At 28.4% G+C, this 20,656-nt stretch carries 11 protein-coding genes and 1 tRNA gene; 2 read left to right on the top strand and 10 right to left on the bottom strand.

What is annotated here, in order from left to right:
* Window positions 1-150: 150 nt before the first annotated feature.
* Window positions 151-1,275 (bottom strand): IS30 family transposase, encoded by a 1,125-nt coding sequence (locus SAM46_RS01135; RefSeq protein ID WP_318635614.1) that lies wholly within the window; start codon window positions 1,273-1,275, stop codon window positions 151-153.
* 368 nt (window positions 1,276-1,643) lie between these two features.
* On the opposite strand from SAM46_RS01135, the gene SAM46_RS01130 reads away from it, so the two are divergent.
* Window positions 1,644-1,802: a hypothetical protein gene (locus SAM46_RS01130; RefSeq protein WP_159442422.1), complete on the top strand. Its 159-nt coding sequence runs from the start codon at window positions 1,644-1,646 to the stop codon at window positions 1,800-1,802.
* A 544-nt stretch (window positions 1,803-2,346) separates the two neighbouring features.
* On the opposite strand, the gene SAM46_RS01125 is transcribed toward SAM46_RS01130, so the two are convergent.
* Window positions 2,347-2,431 (bottom strand) — tRNA-Leu (locus tag SAM46_RS01125).
* Window positions 2,432-2,465: 34 nt separating this feature from the next.
* Window positions 2,466-2,963, bottom strand: coding sequence for a dUTP diphosphatase (locus tag SAM46_RS01120; RefSeq protein WP_078747394.1), 498 nt, complete (start codon window positions 2,961-2,963; stop codon window positions 2,466-2,468).
* A 205-nt stretch (window positions 2,964-3,168) separates the two neighbouring features.
* On the opposite strand from SAM46_RS01120, the gene SAM46_RS01115 reads away from it, so the two are divergent.
* Window positions 3,169-4,842, top strand: a complete 1,674-nt coding sequence (locus tag SAM46_RS01115) for an IS1634 family transposase (protein WP_318635613.1) — start codon at window positions 3,169-3,171, stop codon at window positions 4,840-4,842.
* Between the two features lie 223 nt (window positions 4,843-5,065).
* Here the strand turns inward: SAM46_RS01115 and SAM46_RS01110 are convergent, their stop codons facing one another.
* The 7 genes from SAM46_RS01110 to SAM46_RS01080 form a co-directional block, all read right to left on the bottom strand.
* On the bottom strand, window positions 5,066-6,715 hold the full coding sequence (locus tag SAM46_RS01110) for an IS1634 family transposase (RefSeq protein WP_318635612.1): 1,650 nt from the start codon (window positions 6,713-6,715) through the stop codon (window positions 5,066-5,068).
* Between the two features lie 233 nt (window positions 6,716-6,948).
* Window positions 6,949-11,466, bottom strand: a complete 4,518-nt coding sequence (locus SAM46_RS01105; protein WP_078747276.1) for a DNA-directed RNA polymerase subunit beta' — start codon at window positions 11,464-11,466, stop codon at window positions 6,949-6,951.
* Window positions 11,459-15,091 (bottom strand): DNA-directed RNA polymerase subunit beta, encoded by a 3,633-nt coding sequence (gene rpoB / locus SAM46_RS01100; protein ID WP_078747277.1) that lies wholly within the window; start codon window positions 15,089-15,091, stop codon window positions 11,459-11,461. Before rpoB ends, SAM46_RS01105 begins: the two co-directional genes overlap by 8 nt.
* 198 nt (window positions 15,092-15,289) lie before the next feature.
* Entirely contained in the window at window positions 15,290-16,771 is a 1,482-nt protein-coding gene (locus SAM46_RS01095; protein WP_318635611.1) for a hypothetical protein, read from the bottom strand.
* A gap of 208 nt (window positions 16,772-16,979) precedes the next feature.
* Complete coding sequence (locus tag SAM46_RS01090) at window positions 16,980-17,705, bottom strand: ATP-binding cassette domain-containing protein (RefSeq protein ID WP_078747279.1); 726 nt, start codon at window positions 17,703-17,705, stop codon at window positions 16,980-16,982.
* On the bottom strand, window positions 17,705-18,937 hold the full coding sequence (gene cypl, locus SAM46_RS01085) for an ABC transporter thiamine pyrophosphate-binding lipoprotein p37/Cypl (protein ID WP_078747280.1): 1,233 nt from the start codon (window positions 18,935-18,937) through the stop codon (window positions 17,705-17,707). The genes SAM46_RS01090 and cypl overlap by 1 nt, the downstream gene beginning before the upstream one ends.
* A gap of 520 nt (window positions 18,938-19,457) precedes the next feature.
* Window positions 19,458-20,489: an IS30 family transposase gene (locus SAM46_RS01080; RefSeq protein WP_318635610.1), complete on the bottom strand. Its 1,032-nt coding sequence runs from the start codon at window positions 20,487-20,489 to the stop codon at window positions 19,458-19,460.
* Window positions 20,490-20,656 lie beyond the last annotated feature (167 nt).

Raw genomic sequence — 20,656 nt, 5'->3', positions numbered from 1 at the left:
ATTTTACAAAAATGTTCCAAAAGTGTGAAGAAAAATACAGCCTGAGCTTAAAATTCTTTGTTATTTAGATGAAACTGTTGAAATATTTAGAAGTTTTTAACCTAATTATTCTGCCTGTTTTATCATCAATAAAATCACGATATTGATCATTTATTGCGTTGAACATTTGTAAAATATATTCAAAATTAACATATCTCGGAAACTTGCCTTTTGGTAGAAAGTTTCTGATTTTTTATGAGCATTTTCTATGCTTCCTTTTTGTCATGATGAATATGTATCGCACTTGTAAATAACAGGAATTTCTCTTATTTCATTTAACTTCACATTTTCCGAACCATTGTCTATGGTTAGAGATAAAATGGTTAAATTGTGATGATTAATCAATTTAAGAAGTGATTCTTTTATTGAATCTGCATCTCGCCGAGTTAATATCCCAAATAACATTCTTGTCTTTCTTTCTAGCAAGGTAAGAATGCAATATTTAGCTCTTAAATTAAGAATTACTGTGTCCATTTCATAATGTCCAAATTCTTCTCTGTTTCTAATTGTTAATGGTGCGAGATGAATAGAAATACCAAAGTTAATTTTCTTAGATTGCACTCCTTTAGGCTTTTTCCTTGCCACGTAGTTTATCTCAATTAGATTTTGAAATACCTCTTTTGATTTCAAAATAAAAATAGAGAAATCAACATCTTTAAATATTCTTAATCCATAAAGTAATAAAAAAGCTTGTGGCGTAGGTATAAAAGCATTTTTATCCTTCAATTGTTCTTTATAGTAATCCAAGAATGTCGTTACTGATATTAGTGGTTCAAATTTCTTTTCATTATCTGAAAGTAAAATACCTTTAGATAATTTTCTCTTAACGATTCTGTGTTGTTTACTTCAAAACCTTCAGAAGCGAACAATATCATCTCATTTTGAAATTGTGTTTTCATGAATTTGTTGAACTGGATTTTGAACATTTTGCATTTTGAGCTGAACTCATTCACGATGTGAAACTTTAAAAATTGTTGTTAGTCTATTTTTACAATTACTGCAAAATTTGTATGAGTCTTCTGCTGTGTAATCTCACATAGCTAGTTTTAAATTTTGCTTGAGAACTTTAGCTGATACGTTCATTGTTTTTGAAATATCATTCAGTGTTTCATGTGTTGCGAAATTTTTAAACATAATAGCTAGCTTTTCCATGTTGAAATGAGTTATATTTTGCTCTCTGAGTTTGTTTATGTCCTTATGGATTTTGTTTATTTCGTTATCATTTAGTGAATCCATTATTGCAAAATGATAATATGCTTCTCTTTGAGTTTTTGATATACTTTTTCCTCAATTTTTATGCAAAATACTCTTTTTTGTTATACTTCAAATCTATTAACATTATAATTAAGTTAGTTCCTTCCTTTAGATTTGCGATTTTATTATACAAGGAACTACAAAAAAAGCTGTTAGCTCACAATAAGGTGGATTGACAGCTTTTTAATTTATAGTTATTTTGCGGAATTTATTGAGTTAGAACTACTTGTTTATTTTTATATACATGAAAAAACATCATAAGGTAAAAAGTCAAAATATATACAATGACAAATACGATTCAAATGACAAATGATATTAATGATCCTAATGTAAAGTAATTAATAGCAAATATGAAAGTTATAATTATTACAAGAACATTTATTGCAAATAATATTGATGAAGCAATAATAAACTTATTTCTTGATATGTTCGAATCATTTAATTTATTTAAATATAAAAACGGTAAAAAGATATTAATAAATTATTTTTGTTATTACAGAAGAAAATAACAGTAAAAATATAATTTATAACAAGAATTAAGAGAGTTAATGTGTAATCTTTTAAAAAATAAAATTTATTTAGGTAAATTCCACGCTCAAGATAAGGTGGTAAATTATAATCTATTTCATTATAAGTTAATATTTTCTGATTTACAAAAACATTTAAGTATAAAGGTAAGATTACCACAAGATTTAGGATTATTAACAATAATGTTACAAGTGAAAAATATGCAAAGATTTTCTTCATTTTTTACTCCCTATCCTACGAATTCCTCGTAGTTTTTATAAATCTCATTAGTGATATTCTATTTAATAAACATTATTGAAAACTATATTCAAAATCTATAATTTATTTTGATTATTAAAAAATATTTATTGTTTAATGTTATTTATATCTATAGAATAATACTATTTTTAAAAAAATATTGAATTATTTATTTATAAAATAATACATCCATCAATTGTTGATACTATTATTATGATATCCAATAATAATAAATTATTCTTTAGATAGAATTTCCAAAGGCATTAAAAAAGACTCTTACGAGTCATATGGTGCCTTAGACAGGACTTGAACCTGCACGGGATTGCTCCAGCGGATTTTGAGTCCGCAGCGTCTACCATTCCACCACTAAGGCATAAGCTATAATATTATATAGCTTTTTTATTGTATTAATAATTATTTGCTATTCTTTCATAATTTTTACGATTTTTCTTTTCATATGCATAAAATAAATCATCATAATCATATCCTAGCATTGTAAAACTCCCCAAAGCAACTTTAAAGGCACGAAGAATATTTTCTTTATTTACTTCTTTCATAATTTCAGCTATATCAATAAATAGTTGTTGAAATTGAATATTAATATCATTACTTACAATTAAAGGTGTAATTTCAGGATCAATATTATATTTATATGCGAAATTAACAAGGAAATGGATTAAATCAGCAAACTCTTCTGTTACTGCTGTTTTTTTAATATCACGATGTATTTTTCAATATTTGAAGCTTTGAACTTCATTTATATATTCAGCTGCTTCAATGATTAACGCTAGAGTTTTTTGTACTTTAATATCTTCACTATTTAACTCTGGATGAGTTTCTTTGCGCTTGATTGAGATTTGTTTATCTAGCTCTTTTTGCATTTCAAAAATTGTGCTTAAATTCATGTTTGTATTATATTACATTCTTACAAATAAGGCAAAAAATAAAAAACAAAGCCTAATTATTGACTTTGTTTCAACTCCTGAGTTTCCAAGTTACGGACTCAAAATATTGATTTTAAAATTAAATAAGATTTCATATACCTTTGGTATATGGAATTTTTCATATCCCATAAATTATTCATTTTTTTACTTGTATTACTTGTATAATATGATAAAAATAGGAGTATGGAAAGTAAAATTTATAGTCATAAAACATAAAAGAAAAGACCATACATATATTTCGATAGCCACATCAAATGGATATGGAAAAGGTTATAGTAATCAAATAGGATTAGGAAGATTGGAAAAATTACAAGAATTAAAAATTCAGAATCCTATTAATGTAATTAAAAATTCAATAAAGAATTTATCAATAAGTGAATCAAAAGACAAAATTAAACAAGCAATTATGTTTGATTTAAATAGTTCAAAGTCTGAAACATATAATATTAATTACGGAATTAATCTTCTTTATGATTTAATTGATAAATTTGAAATATTTAGTGCATTACCAAAAACAAGACATAAAGATTTAAACAGATTACTAAAGTACACAGTTTCATCAAGAATTTTGAATGCAGATAGCTTAATTTCTACATATAAAAATAAGTTTCAATACGAAAATACACCAGATTATAAAAAATCTAGTTATTACACATTGCTTGATATTTTGAACAACAATGAAAGCAAAATTCTTAAACAATTAAACGAAAAAATAACAAAGAATACATCTAGAAATATTGAATTAGTTTTTTATGATTCTTCAACAGCTTATTTTGAAAGTTTTAGAAGAACAGGTTTGAGATATCCTGGTTATTCAAAAGATGGTAAATTTAAAGAAAATCAAGTTGTTATTGGTTTAGCAACAGATGAAAATGGGATTCCGATTCATTACAAATTATTTAAAGGTAATACAACAGATTCAAAAACATTTATTCCTTTTGTAATAGAAATGAGCAAAATTTATAACATAAAAAATGTAACAATAGTTGCTGACAAAGGAATGTCTGTAACTGCAAATTTAAGATTTTTAGAACAAAAAGGTATAGATTATGTTATTTCATACAGATTAAAATCAGGTCCAAAAGATTTTAAAGAATATGTTTTAAACGAAACTGATTATATAGGAACTGAAGAATTTAAATATAAGGAACAAACAGTAGCATCTTTATATAACAAAAGAGACCTAATGGTCATCAGAGAAGAAAAAATCATAACATATAGCAGGAAACGAGCTTTAAAAGATAAAGCTGATAGAGATATATTGATTAATAATTTCAATAAATTAAAAAATAAAGATGGTTATGTAGAAGGTTCAAAGTTATTAGGCAACAAAAAATATAGATTCTTTAAAAGAAATGGTGATGCACGATACGAATTAGATTTAATCAAGCTAAATGAAGATAAACAATTTGATGGATTTTATATTTATGAAACATCAAGAAGAGATTTATCAGCACAAGAGATAGTGGAAATTTATGCAAAGCAATGACAAATAGAAGAAAACTTTAGAACTTTAAAAAATTCACTTGAAGTTAAGACCTATGTATGTATGAACTGATGCACATATAAATGGACATTTCTTGTTATGTTTTATTTCATTAGTTATTTTCAAATATTTGCTGTATACAATAAAAATAAATCATTAAATGATTATGGTGTTATAGATAAATTTACAAATAAAAGAACAATAGAAGCGATAAAATCTGCACAAAAATTTGTAAAAGTTGTAGATGGTAATGTTGTAGACGAAATTTACATAAAAAATAGTGAAAATAATTCATTAATACAAGATTTTGAACTAATAAAAACGATATTTAATAAATTTGTACAAGTAATTTAGAGCATGAAAAACGAACAAGTCTATACGGTAGAAATGTTCGTTTTTTATTCCGTTATAACTTGGAAACTTAGGATAAGGCAAAAAATAAAAAACAAAGCCTAATTATTGACTTTGTTTCAACTTTTATTATTCATCTTCAGATTCATCCTATGTTTCCAAGTTAACAAAGTGAAAAAATAAATAGCTCTACAGTGTAGGGCTATATTTTTTGACATAGTGAAAATTACACAGAAAAACCATCAGATACAAGCATTTTTATTTCTCTGTATAACTCAATTTCATTTCTAAATATCTCATTATCTCATGAAGATGAATAAGTAATTTTGCCATCAACTTTAGTGAAGTTTATGTTAGCTACTTTTATTGATTCTATTATTTGAGATGGAGTAACTCTATCTAAAACACCTCATTTATCTTTTTGCTTATGATTTATATATCAAGTTAAATAATTTAATACAACTAATCCTAAAAAACAAATGGTTATATGTCCAAAAATGTGATTATCTGTTCTTACATACATTGGTCTAGCATCTAATGTTGATTTAAGATCTCTGAAATTTCTCTCAATTGTTCATTGTTTTTTGTATATATCAACTATTTCTCTTGCCGTTAGGTTATATCTAGTTGTTTCGAATGCGACATAACCATCAAGTTTAGCATCTTCTTTTAGCATTTCTACATCTATTGCAATCTTTGATTCTTGAATTTCTTTGAAGAATTTATATTTCTTATAGGAAATCATACTTTTTGCTGTTGCTGTACCGTCTTTTCCTTTGATTTTGTCAAATCTATCGAGCACTTCTTTTCTTAATATCTTGTCTCTTTTAGCTTTTCAAGTGTCATATATAATAATTCTTCTGTATTTTATTCTATTTTCTGCTCTATCATCTACTTGTTGAATTTCTTTATATAATAAACCATCAACTTTTTGGTAATCAGTTTCACTAACTACATATTGCTTGAATTTGTGTGATTCGCCTTTCAATCTAATAGGAAAAATATAATGCATATTTTGATACTTTACATAATCCTTATTTTGTGCGAATTCATTCCTTTGTCTGCAACAACAGTTACATTTTGTAAATTGTATATTTCACTTAATTCATGAATTGTAGGGATAAAAGTTTTTTAATTTAGCTATATTACCTGGTAATAAAACAAAATTTAATGGTATTCCGTTTGTGTCTGTTACCATACCTAAAACTACTTGATCTTCTTTAAATTTACCATCTTTAGAATATCCAGCTCTTTTTAATGAAAACTTTTCTTTTAAATTCTCGTTAGCATTAACAAATGTTTCAAAATATAGAGTTGTAGCATCCAAAAATATCAAATTTGCTTCTCTCTTAGTTGATACATTCATTTTTTCATTTATGTTCGCTACTAGTTTTTGTTTGTTATCTGCAACAAAGTCCAAAAAGTTGTAAACTGTTGATTTTTGAATGTTTATTTCATTTACATATTTATCTTTCAGATTGAAACTACGAATTAAACTCTCGGGTTCTAATATTCTTTTTGCTATTAAAAACTTAAATATTTGTTCACATTCTTTTTTTACCGTATTGATATCCTTAAATAAGTTGATTTCATCAATTACTTTATAAAGTAATTCAATCCCTACATTATATGTTCCGATTTCTATTTTAGATGTTTCAAAATATTCAGCAACTTTATTCTTCACATAGTTTTTATCAGCATCTAGTGGTAAACTTTCAGCAATTTTCTTAAGTATAGAAATAGGATTATTGTGTTTTGTAGATAATTTTGATAATGAACCAATACTTATGCTTTTATCGTATCCTTTACCATAACCGGCTGATATCGCTAATCCAACATAGTAATCATCTTTTTCTTTGTTTTTGTTACTAATCACTTCTTCATATCACTAATATTTTACCATTTTTCTGTGTAATTATGTAATAAAAAAGATAAAAAAATTATCTCCTTATACTATGTATAAGAAGACATTAACTGATTGAAAAAATAGGTCCTAACTTGGAAACATAGGTAGAAATGTTCGTTTTTTATTCCGTTATAACTTGGAAACTTAGGATAAGGCAAAAAATAAAAAACAAAGCCTAATTATTGACTTTGTTTCAACTTTTATTATTCATCTTCAGATTCATCGAAATCATGAGACATTTCTAATACATCATCATCGATATCAAATACTTCATGATTTTCTTCATCATCATTCATATCCATTTCATCTGCTGGATTCATGTCTAATGAATCATCATCAAATGAAGTAGGAATTTCGATATCGTCAAATGTTGCATTGATTTCATCTTGTTGTTCTTCACTTAATTCAAGAGTTTGTGTATCTGGATCAATTTTATCTGTAAAGTATGATTTAGGATCACGAATATCGTATTTTCCTTTTAATTCATAATTTGAGTTTGTTCCAGCAGGAATCTTGTGACCTAAAATAATATTTTCTTTAAGCCCTTCTAGATAATCAACTCTTTTAGCAATAGATGAGTTAACAAGAATTTTAGCTGTTTCTTGGTATGAGGCGGCAGCTAAGAAAGAATCACTTAATAAAGGCGTTTGTTTTGCTCCACGAATCTTAACTTCTCCGAAAGCAGGACGTTTACCTTGAGCAAGTAATTTTCCGTTTTCTTTTTGATAAACAAATGTATCAACAAGACTTCCAGTAAAGAATTTAGAATCTCCCGGATCAGTAATCATAATTTTTGAAAGCATTTGTCTAATGATTATTTCGATATATTTATCTGAAATTGTAATACCTTGTAAACGGTATAGTCTTTGAACTTCTTTTAGTAAGTAATTTTGTACCGCACGTGTGTCGGCTGCTTCTAAAAGTTGGTTAAGGATAATTGGACCTTCAAAGATCTTTTGACCACTTACTACTTTATCACCTAATTTAACACGAAGTTTTTGAGATACTTTTCCACTATATGTAACAGTTTCATTTGTTCCATCAGCTTTTTTAGTTTCTACATCAACAAGTAAAATGTCTGTGCTATCGTTTCCATTTTTATCTTTAGCTGGTGCAATATTTACAACAGTACCATATACAGTTGAAATAACAGCAGGTTTACCTCATGGGAAGTCATAAGCATCGATAAGCTCGATTAAACGACCAAATCCACCTGTAATATCTTCAACCCCAGCAACCCCTCCGGTGTGGAATGTACGCATTGTAAGCTGAGTTCCGGGTTCCCCAATTGATTGTGCAGCAACTACTCCGACAGCTTCACCAATGTTTACAATTCTATTTGTAGCTAAATCTTTACCGTAACAGTGTTTACATACACCATTTTTAGTATGACATGATAATACTGAACGAATTTCAACTTGTTTTTGTCCATATTCATTAACAATTTTATCTGCTAATTCAGGTGTGATTAAAGTATTAGCCGGAACTAATTCATTTCCATTTTCATCAAGAATTGCTTTGTTAGTAAATCTTCCTTCAATTCTTTCTTGTAATGATTCAATAACTGTATCTGTTTTTGTATCTTTAATATCTTTTACAATAAAGCCAAAGTCAGAACCACAATCATCTTGACGAACTACGATTCCTTGAGCAACATCAACAAGTCTACGTGTTAGGTATCCAGATTTAGCGGTGTTAAGAGCAGTATCTGTAAGTCCTTTTCTGGCCCCGTGGGTTGATGAATAGAATTCATAAGCTGTAAGACCTGAGAGGAATGATGATTTAACAGGAATTTCAACAGTTGAACGAACAACACGGTCGTTTTCAGCATCAGCTTTAAGAACTTTGGTGTTGTTGTTCATAAGTCCACGCATACCAGCTAACTGTGTAAAGTTTGATGAGTTACCACGAGCTCCTGAGGTAAACATCATAAATAATGGGTTATCAATATCAGACTTTGTAACTTCTTTAAGATCTTTTTCGATTGAGTCTTTAACTTCTGATCATTTTTGAATTGTTAATGTATAACGTTCATCATCAGTTAAATATCCTTCTTCGAAGAACTTCTTAAGTTGATCTGTATATTCCTCACCTTTTTTAATCTTTTCAGCAGTTGTATTTAATGTTGTAATATCGTTCATTGATATTGTTGTTCCTGATATTGTTGAAAATTTAAATCCTAAATTCTTAACTCTATCTAAAATAGAAGCAACATAGTTAGTATAGTCGAATCAAACATTTTCAAGAACCTTTGTATATTCTTTTAATGTTCAAACTGGATGAGACATATAATCTGCATGCATATTTTTCTTAGTTCATTCAAAGTTAATAGCTTCAAAATGTTCTTTGATTGAGTTAGAAATTATTCTAGCATGTGAAGTAGGAATCGGATTATTAGCGAAATCAACTAATTCAGCACATGAAGAGAATCTATCTTCAAAATTATCTTGTGTAGTATCGTTAATAATATTAGCTATATCTTCCAATGTAACTACTGCTACATATTTTTCATATACTTTACGTACAATTTTAGCAATATCTTTTTTAGCTAAAGCTAAATTCACAGGCATTTGAGCAACTTTTTCAACAAAGTTATCTCCATATTGCAATACATATTTGTATAAGTCTTTTTCTGAATAATCAATTTTCTCACTTTCAGAAACTTTAGCAGTTCCATCTGCTTGCATAACTTCTTTTCTTGTTACATATTTACCAAATATGAAGTCAAAATCAGATGGGAATGCTTTATTAAGGATGAATTTTCCAACTGTCGATACTAAATAAGGAGCATTTGTAAACTTAGATACAGATTCCTTATTTAAAGCTGAAACAGGAAGAACAACTCTTGTGTGAAGTGTGATATATCCATTTTCATAAGCTAGCATCATTTCATCAAATGATCCATAGAAGTTTCCTTCACCTTTTTGTCCAGCTTTTTCAATTGTTAAGTAGTATAGTCCAAGAATCATATCTTGAGATGGGTTAATAATAGGTTCACCATCTTTTGGACCAAGAATGTTTTTAGAAGCTAGCATAAGTTCTTTGGCTTCTCTAACGGCTTGATCAGAAATTGGAACGTGAACAGCCATTTGGTCCCCATCGAAGTCAGCATTGAATGCTGTTGTTACAAGTGGGTGTAATTTAATAGCTTTACCACGAATTAAAACAGGCTGGAATGCTTGGATTGATAAACGGTGTAATGTAGGAGCACGGTTTAATAATACAGGTCTACCTTCAATTGCTTTTTCAACATATGGTCAAATAATTGGGTCAAGTGAATCGATTTTTTTCTTAGCTGATTTAACACTTGTAATTGATGGCTCACCTTTAATTATTTCTTTAATAATTCAAGGCTCGAATAATTTAGCAGCCATATCACGAGGAATACCAACTTCATGCATTCTTAATGATGGACCAACAACGATAACACTACGCCCTGAGTAGTCGACACGTTTTCCAAGAAGGTTTTGTCTGAAACGCCCTTTTTTACCAGTTAACGCATCTGAAATAGATTTTAAAGGATGAGAATCTTTTGATACAACTGGTGTAGGTTTTTTTCTTGCATTATCAATTAAAGCATCAACTGCTTCTTGAATCATACGATACTCATTTTGTTTAATAAGCATCGGAGCATCTGCTTCGTTTCATTTAGCTAAACGGTTGTTTCTAATAATAATACGACGGTAAAGTTCGTTAACATCACTAGTTGAGTGACGTCCACCATCTAATTGAACTAATGGACGAAGATCAGCAGGGATAACAGGTAAGTTATAAATTAACATGCTTTTTGGATCTTGTCCTGATTTAATAAATGAGTTAATAACTGTTAGACGTTTATATAATTTGGATCTATCTTGATCTTTTGTAGATGACAGACCTGCTTCAACATCCATTTCAGCATTAATTTTGTCAATTTCTTCTTGAACAGATTGAGCTTCTTTTTCTAAATCGATATGGGTTAATAAATATTCTATCGCACGAGAACCGGTGTCAATTTTTGCATCTGAATATTCATGAATAATTTCATTATATTGATAGAAGTCAATACCAAAATCTTTTCCAATTTTTGATTCAGCATATTCTCTTAATTCGATTAAAGCTGTTTCGATATCTTCGTATTCATATGTATCAGGTTCATAGTGACCTAACATTTCTTCTAATGCGGCTTCATAAATAACAGCAGCTTCATTAATATCAATAATCGTATTTTTCTTTAAGCTTGTTAAGTTACCTGATTCAAGTACGATATGTGATTTATAGTAAATTAATTTTTCTAAATCAGCTTTTGTAACTTGTTTTGTCGAATCAGCAACTCTAAGCCCAAGAAGTTTTGAAATAATTGAGTGATCAATTTTGAAGAATCAGAAGTGAACCACTGGGTTGTGTAACTTGATGTGTCCCATTCTGCTTCTACGTGTAATTTTAGGTAAAATAACAGGTCTATATTTTTCACAAGCAGGGGTTTTGGTACATACAGAGTTTTCATCACTTTTCTTGTATTTTGTATTACAAATAGGACATTTGTAGTCAGTAACTGGCCCAAAAATTAATTCATCAAATAAACCATCTTTTTCTGGTCTATATGATTTATAGTTAATTGTTTCAGGTCTTGTAACTTCACCATGTGATCATTCTAAAATGTCTTTGTCGGTTGCAAGTGAGAGAGTTATTTTATTAATTTGTTCAACTAATTCGTCTTGTTCTTTATCAAAATTATTCATAATCCTCTCCTCCTATTTCGTTGGTTTCAACATATTGATATTGAGCATGATCAATATTTTCTTCTTCATCAAGAGATCTTGTTGAAGGATCTAATTTCATTCCTAATCCTTTAAGTTCATAACTTAAAACATTAAATGATTCAGGAACACCAGGCATTGGTAATTCTTTTCCAGAAACTAATGCAGAATATAATGCATTACGTCCAATAATGTCATCTGATTTGAATGTAAGGATTTCTTGCAACACATTTGTAGCACCATAAGATTCGATAGCTCATGTCTCCATTTCTCCAAATCTTTGTCCCCCGTTTTGAGATTTACCACCAAGTGGTTGTTGTGTAATAAGTGAATATGGTCCAACGCTACGAGCATGCATCTTATCATCAACCATGTGGTTTAGTTTAAGCATGTACATAACACCAATTGAAATTGGTTTATCAAATTTTCTACCAGTAATTGGGTCAATAAGTGTTTGTTTTCCACTTTTATCTAATCCAGCTTCTACTAAAGCATTTTCAATATCAGTTTTCTTAACCCCATCGAATGAAGGAGTAACAAATTTAACACCTAATTTTCTTGCAGCCATACCTAAGTGAAGCTCAAGAACTTGACCTATGTTCATACGTGAAGGAACCCCTTGTGGGTTAAGCATAATGTCCAATGGTGTACCATCTTCTAAATATGGCATATCTTCTTCAGGTAATACGATAGAAATAACCCCTTTATTACCGTGACGTCCAGCCATCTTATCACCAACTTTGATTTTACGTTTTTGAGCAATAGACACTTTAACAATTTTATCTACACCTTCTTCAAGTGCATCACCTTGTTCTCTTGATAGAACTTCAACATGTATAACTGTTCCAGCATGTCCATTTTTAACTTTTAATGAAGTATCTTTTGTTGTTTGTGGACGTTGTTGAAGTATAGCCATAAGAAGTTTTTCTTCTTGAGATGGATTATCCTCTCCTTTTGGTGATAATCTACCAACAAGTACATCACCAGGAAGAACTTCAGAGCCAACTTTAACAATACCTCTATCATCAAGGTTTCTTAAGGCGAATTTAGAAACATTTTGAATTTCGTTAGTTAAAATATCATCTCCAGCACGTGAAGTTCTAAATTGAATAGTTTGTTCTTCAATATGAATCGAAGTATAAACATCGTCTTTAACTAATCTTTCATTAATAATAACAGCATCCTCAAAGTTATATCCATTTCAAGTTGTAAATCCTACAAGAACGTTTTTTCCAAGAGCCATTTCTCCATTTTTAAATGATGAACCATCAACTAATAAATCACCTTTTTTAACTTCTTGTCCAACAAAAACAATTGGTCTTTGTTGAATTAAAGTACCTTGGTTACTTCTTTCGAAGTTTCTTAATGAATATCTATCTGTATTGCCTTTTTCGTTTTTGATCATAATTTTTGATCCATCAACGAAAGTAACAACTCCAGCATTTTTAGCAACTAAGTTATATGATGAATATCTAGCGATATCAGCTTCTATACCTGTAGCAACAAATGGTGCTTCAGCTTGAAGTAGCGGAACTGCTTGACGTTGCATGTTAGAACCCATAAGTGCACGGTTAGCATCGTCGTTTTCCAAGAATGGAATAGCAGCTGCAGCTACTGAAACTATTTGTTTAGATGAAACCTCAATGTAATCTATTTCATCAGGTGTACCAATGATATAGTTGTAATCACGTCTAATTGTTAAATATGGATCAATAATTTTATTTGTATCATCAACTTTAACAGAAGATTGTGCAAATGAGAACCCAATTTCTTCTGCAGCTGTTAGATAATGAGTTGTTGAGTAATCTACAACACCGTTATTAACTTTAAAGTATGGGGTTTTTAAGAAACCTAAATCGTCAACTTTTGCATATGTTGCATAGTTAAGAATAAGACCGATGTTAGGCCCTTCAGGTGTTTCAATAGGACAAATTCTTCCATAGTGAGTTGCATGAACGTCACGAACTTCAAATTGGGCTGTATCACGGTTAAGACCACCAGGCCCTAAAGATGTAACACGACGTTTGTTAGAAACTTCAGCAAGTGGATTGATTTGATCCATAAATTGTGAAAGTTTAGATGAGTTAAAGAATTGTTTCATTTGATTAGTTACAAGTTTATTGTTTGTAACATTTTTAGCTGTAACTTTATCTGCTTCTTTAGCTCCCATACGTTCACGTGTTGTTTTTTCTAATTTTGTTAAAGCAACTGATAATTGTCCTTCAAGTAATTCACCAACTGAAACAATACGTTTATTTGTTAATGAATCGGGATCATCATCTTGGCCAATTCCTTCAATTAAGTTAAAGTAGTAATTAATTGCTGCTACAATATCAGAAATTAACAAATGTGTTTCTGTAGATTTAGGATCATTTCCTATAACAAGTACAGGCTCATCATTTCTTTCTTCCATTCATTTTCTTGTTGGGTAAACTTTTAATTTAATGATATTGATTCTTTTAGCAAGATTCTTATTGTGGTTTAATAATTTGTGATATACGATTTCTGGATCAATACCAGGAATTTTTTCACTTCTTACTAATCCTTCATTAAATGCATTTTGAATTTCTTTAGCCTTCTTAATGTCAATGAATGTTCCTTTAGGGAATAAAACAATTTTTTCCCCTACTTCATGTGATTTCACTAAAAAGTCATCTGCTAGATATGTATTTGTAATACGGTCAACAAGAGAAAGTTTCTTGTTTAACATATAACGACCAGTTGTTGATAAACTGTAACGTTTTTTATCAAATAACATTCCCGGAATTAATGAACGTTTAGCTTCCTCGGAAATACGATCACCTTTTCTTAATCCACGGAATAATTCTTCTTGACATAAATCAAGAATTTCCATATCGCTTAATTCAGAATTTTCGATTAACTTATCTTTTTTAAGTGTTTCAAGTAATAATTCACTGCTTCCAAATAACTCTTTAATAGTTTTTGGTGTAAATCCAAATGAACCTAGGAATGTTGCTAAGTTAACATTCTTGTTTTTATCGATTTTAATTTTTACAGTGTCTAAAGTTGATGATGTAACTTTGTGAGATACTTCAAGTCATGACCCAATTCTTGGTAGTATTTCAAGTTTGTTGAATAAGTCATCTGATTGCTTATTACGAACACCAAGTCCAAAGTATGCACCAGGTGATCTAATTAACTGAGAAACGATAACTTTTTCTGAACCATTGATAATAAAACTTCCACCTGAAGTCATGTAAGGAATTTCACCTAAAAGAACTTCATCAATTTTAACCTCTCCGGTATTTGTAATTTCTCTTTTTAAGCTAACATAAACTTTAACACTGAAGTTAATTCCTTTAGCTTTACATTTTTTTATTTCTTCGCTTTCGCTTGTTATCTTCTTAAAAGGAAGTTCAAGTCTTATTGAACCCTTAACATAGTCAAGACGAACTTCTTTGTTCGCAGCTTCAATAGGATAAACTTCTAAAAGACATTCTTGAATTTTTTTACTAATGAAAAGTTCAAAACTTTCCTTGCTAGTTTCAAGAATATCAAAGAGTGGTAGAGATTGTTTAGTAACTGAATAATCTCTTCTCTCTGTGATAGGACCAAATTTACGAATTTTATAATTTTTTTGCTCCATAAAATTTATTCTCATCCTTTCTGAAAATATAGCCTATAAATATAAAATATACATTTATAAAAATGTATATATACGTAAGGTATATAAATTTTACCACATAAGGTATTTTTCTATCTCATTGAAAATGGCTATTTTTTACCATATTTTTTTGTTTAAAAAAGCGAAAAAAATAGGCTAGATTTTTTATGAAATTCTAGTCTATTTAATTCTTTTATTACTTGTTTTTAGTTTTTTATAAAACTTACTATACTTATGAGAAATCTTTGCTAATTGGTATATTTTAGGTTGTCTTTCAAATTTAAAAATATTTTTTTCTTTTGATAGTCAGAAAGTAATTTCGATTAAAATAAACAAAATATAAGCTGGTAATATAATTGGAAAAATCTTATTGTAATCACCATTTTCTTGATATTTTAGCACCGTGTTATAAATACCAATATTTGCAAATGCACCATAATTGATTGCACTTCTAATCGAATCTTCTGATTGAAAAATAAATACAGATATTAATTGTTTATTTACATAAGGTAATATATATCAACGATATATTTTTAATTTATTTCAGCCTTTGCTTTTATACATTATTATTATGTGCAAAGGTATAGTATTAATAGATTCTGTTACCTGCTTAGTTAACTTCCTAAAAGCCGAAACTATTAAAGCTATTGTAATTGCAGTTGTTTGATCCATAATAGGATTAAAAATTAAAAATCAAAAGAATGTTGGGATAACTTTAATTAAAGTTAGCAAGCTTTTAAAAGCTAATACATTATAGGTTTTATTGATTTTTTCACTTAATACATAGCTATAAAAAACTGCAAATATGTAACCTATTACTATAGATAAGAATGCTTGTTGAATAATAATTCAATATTGTGCTAATAATGAAATATTAAAATCACTGAAATCAAATTTAAATATACTACTAAAGTATTTGTTTAAAGTTGTTCAATAAATTTCTGAATTACTTAATGAAATAAAACCCCAAATTAAGATAGCAAAATAACACATTAACATTAGTATCAAGACATATTTTTTTCAATTATATTTGAATGAATAAATATCCTTTTTATTTGCTGGTTTTATTTCTTTTTGAACTAATAGCACTTTATTTAAGCTAAATAAAATTATTTCAATAAGAAGAATAAAAAGAGCAATGAATAATAATGTTATACCAAAACTATCTTTATATATTCTTGGATTAGAGAAAAATATACCTAATCCATTTATCCCAACTAATCCTAAAATAGCCACTCATCTAATATTTGATTCATATGCTATAAAGAAATTAAGGAAAAATTTTATTCTAACTTGTAGATAAATATTTTTATAAAATGAAGCAATTTTATTTTTTCCTAGATAAATATCTCTGTAGTATACTTTTGTATCACTAGATTCAATTAAATCAGAAATATAACGATTCATTCATAATCATGTAAATCAGAAATATAGAGTAAAAGATGCTAGTTGCGCACTAAAAGCATTTTTGAAAAGCAAGATAAATACTATAACCGGAAAAGCTCTTAAAAGCATTAAAATTACTTTTAAAATAATGCTGAAAATTTTGTGTTTATGGATATTGGTGGCTGAAAAATATCCGGTTATTATTGCTAGAAAGAATCCGAAGAATGTTCCTAATGTAACACTTTGCAGAGTAATTAAGAAATATTTAAAGTTCAAATATCAAATATTATAAGACAAGTCCTTTTGATGAGATGAGAAACTAAAAATTGACTTAATGTTTTCTCATCCTTTATCTCATCTAGGGTTTTGTACAGTATAAAAGAAACCTAAATTATATAAACAGTATATTGCAAAAATTATAATAGCTAGTATGGTAAGTCGTTTTAAATATTTTTTAGTAGTTATCTTTTTAAGAAATAATTGCTTATTCATCAAAATATACTAGTAATTCTTCTTTTGAGAATTTTTCCTTACTAAATACTTGCATTACTTTTCCGTCTTTAATTGCTACTAATTTATCGCAATATTGCATAGCCAATTCAATGTCATGTATAGCTGCTATTATTATTTTTTTATTTTTTAATGATGTTAAATAATCAAATACTTTATGTGAAGATGTAACATCTAAATTACTTGTTACTTCATCACAAAGTAATATTTCAGATTTATTAAATACCCCAGAAATAAAGTTAAATCTTTGCTTTTGACCACTAGATAACATATTTAAAGGGGTTAATGCTAAATCAGTTACACCAAAATAGTCAAATAAGCTTCATAATCGATCTATTTGATTTTTGCTTAGTATTTTAAATAGTCTTGTAATTAGATTAGTGTAACCATTGTAGTTAAATAATATATTTTTATAACCATCGTAATTAAGTAATGTTAATGTGTCTGCATCAATATACGAAATTAAATTTTTATAATTCTTCAGTTGTTTTTTATTTAATTTAGATATATTTTGCTCATTAAAATATATCGCTCCGGCATACAGAATATCTAGATTAAAGATTGATTTCAAAATTGTTGATTTTCCCTCGCCACTTTTTCCGATTAGACCCACAATTTCGCCTTTTAAAAAGGTTAAATTAATATTTTTTAAAAATTCTTTTTTCTCGTAGCTAAGCGATACATTTTTAAATTGAAGCATTATTCTCCTAATGTTTGTTTTAATTTTGTTTTAAAGTCGGCAAATGTAGAATTTTCATAACCAAAGAATCCGACATTTCTACCATAAATAGATTCTGTATTTAAGTTATCTAAAGCTTGTATTATTAAGCTAATTTGTTCTGAATTTACATTTTTAGATAAAATCCCTATATTGAAAGGTAATGGATCTGTAACAGTTAAAAATGTAATCTTTTCTTCTGGCCTAATTGTTGGATTTATAGCATATGCATATGCTTTTGAATCTTTATACTTTGTATATGAGTATGATGCCTCATTATCAAAGAAAATATGTATATTTTTATTTTTTTCGTCACTAGCTTCAGTAAATTTAGCTTGTACTAATTTTCCTGAATATTTTTCGCTTAAATCAGCAAATGATTTAAGCTGTACATTTTGTGCTGTATTAAATTGCTTTTTCATTAAAGCTTCTGGTAAGAAATATTTACTTCCTGAACTAGGTTTTCCTATTCCTAAGCCATAAGATACAAATTCTGCTAAATTCTTATTATTTCATGCTTGAATAATTTTTTGTGTAACTTCATCATTTGCTACTATTGCAACTAATCCACGTTGATATCCAACTAAATTCTTGCTATCTGTTGAATTATAATCTGCATAAAATTTAGTATATGAAGAACCGTTTCATCCATTTCCGTTTTCTGCATCATTTCATTGAGCACTTCATGGAATTTTATTAAACGCTTCTTGTTCAGCTTGAGCAATTTGTTGCAATTGCATTCCATCAGTTCCATAGTTTGCATCTTTTACATCACCTAAAAATCTAGAAGTTAATGTTTGAATAATATTAGCATTAAATTCATTATCGGGTGTATTAACTGAAACTAGGCTACCTGAAGAAACAAATCCTAAATCACTTTCACCTTTTGCAATATTTTCGCTAATTATTTGGTAATCGTCAGAGCTTACCATTTTAATATCAACAGATATATTAGCATTTTTAGATTGTAAGTAATTATTCATGCTGGTTTGAATATCAGTTTTTAATTTAGTTATTTTTGTTTCATCATTACCAACACTTCATGGTGTAAGCATTTGAATTTTAATTACTTTATTTTGTTGTTGATTTGGCGGAATAGTCTCATTAGTTCCACTCGTATTTTGTTCAGGTCCTTTGCAGGCAACTGATAATAATGGAGATGCTAGAGCAAATAAAGCTGTCCCCATTATTATTCCATTTTTAATTTTTTTCATAAAAAAATCCTTCCTGGACAGGGAAGAATAGTAAAAAGAGAAGACTCGCTACGCTAGTATTAACTAGATCAGCTAATGAGAGTATTTCTCAACCTGCCTTGATAAAAAAGCAAGTACCCCTTGTCCTTGCTTAAAATTATATCTTATTATAAATTTTTATCTTCTTCAATTTCTGTTATTTCTACAGATTTATTAGTTGATTCAGAAGTATTAATTAAAAAGTTGAAAGTCCACCTAAGTGGTAAATTGAGTAGTTCCTCAATATTGCTGTATAAATTTTACAAAAATGTTCCAAAAGCGTGAAGAAAAATAAAGCCTGAGCTTAAAATTCTTTGTTATTTAGACGAAACTGTTGAAATATTTAGAAGTTTTTAACCTGATTATTCTGCCTGTTTTATCATCAATAAAATCACGATATTGATTATTTATTGCGTTGAACATTTGTGAAATATATTCAAAATTAACATATCTCGGAAACTTGCCTTTTGGTAGAAAGTTTCTGATTTTTTATGAGCATTTTCTATGCTTCCTTTTGTCATGATGAATATGTATCGCACTTGTAAATAACAGGAATTTCTCTTATTTCATTTAACTTCACATTTTCCGAACCATTGTCTATGGTTAGAGATAAAATGGTTAAATTGTGATGATTAATCAATTTAAGAAGTGATTCTTTTATTGAATCTGCATCTCGCCGAGTTAATATCCCAAATAACATTCTTGTCTTTCTTTCTAGCAAGGTAAGAATGCAATATTTAGCTCTTAAATTAAGAATTACTGTGTCCATTTCATAATGTCCAAATTCTTCTCTGTTTCTAATTGTTAATGGTGCGAGATGAATAGAAATACCAAAGTTAATTTTCTTAGATTGCACTCCTTTAGGTTTTCTTCTTGCCACGTAGTTTATCTCAATTAGATTTTTGAAATACCTCTTTTGATTTCAAAATAAAAATAGAGAAATCAACATCTTTAACATATTTTTTAATTCATAAAGTAATAAAAAAGCTTGTGGCGTAGGTATAAAAGCATTTTTATCCTTCAATTGTTCTTTATAGTAATCCAAGAATGTCGTTACTGATATTAGTGGTTCAAATTTCTTTTCATTATCTGAAAGTAAAATACCTTTAGATAATTTTCTCTTAACGATTCTGTGTTGTTTACTTCAAAACCTTCAGAAGCGAACAATATCATCTCATTTTGAAATTGTGTTTTCATGAATTTGTTGAACTGGATTTTGAACATTTTGCATTTTGAGCTGAACTCATTCACGATGTGAAACTTTAAAAATTGTTGTTAGTCTATTTTTACAATTACTGCAAAATTTGTATGAGTCTTCTGCTGTGTAATCTCACATAGCTAGTTTTAAATTTTGCTTGAGAACTTTAGCTGATACGTTCATTGTTTTTGAAATATCATTCAGTGTTTCATGTGTTGCGAAATTTTTAAACATAATAGCTAGCTTTTCGATGTTGAAATGAGTTATATTTTGCTCTCTGAGTTTGTTTATGTCCTTATGGATTTTGTTTATTTCGTTATCATTTAGTGAATCCATTATTGCAAAATGATAATATGCTTCTCTTTGAGTTTTTGATATAACCGTTTGATATACTTTTTCCTCAATTTTTATGCAAAATACTCTTTTTTGTTATACTTCAAATCTATTAACATTATAATTAAGTTAGTTCCTTCCTTTAGATTTGCAATTTTATTATACAAGGA

The sequence above is a fragment of the Mycoplasmopsis verecunda genome (assembly GCF_033546915.1).
Taxonomy (GTDB): Bacteria; Bacillota_I; Bacilli_A; order Mycoplasmatales; family Metamycoplasmataceae; genus Mycoplasmopsis; species Mycoplasmopsis verecunda.
This window is presented reverse-complemented; position numbering and strand designations above follow the sequence as displayed.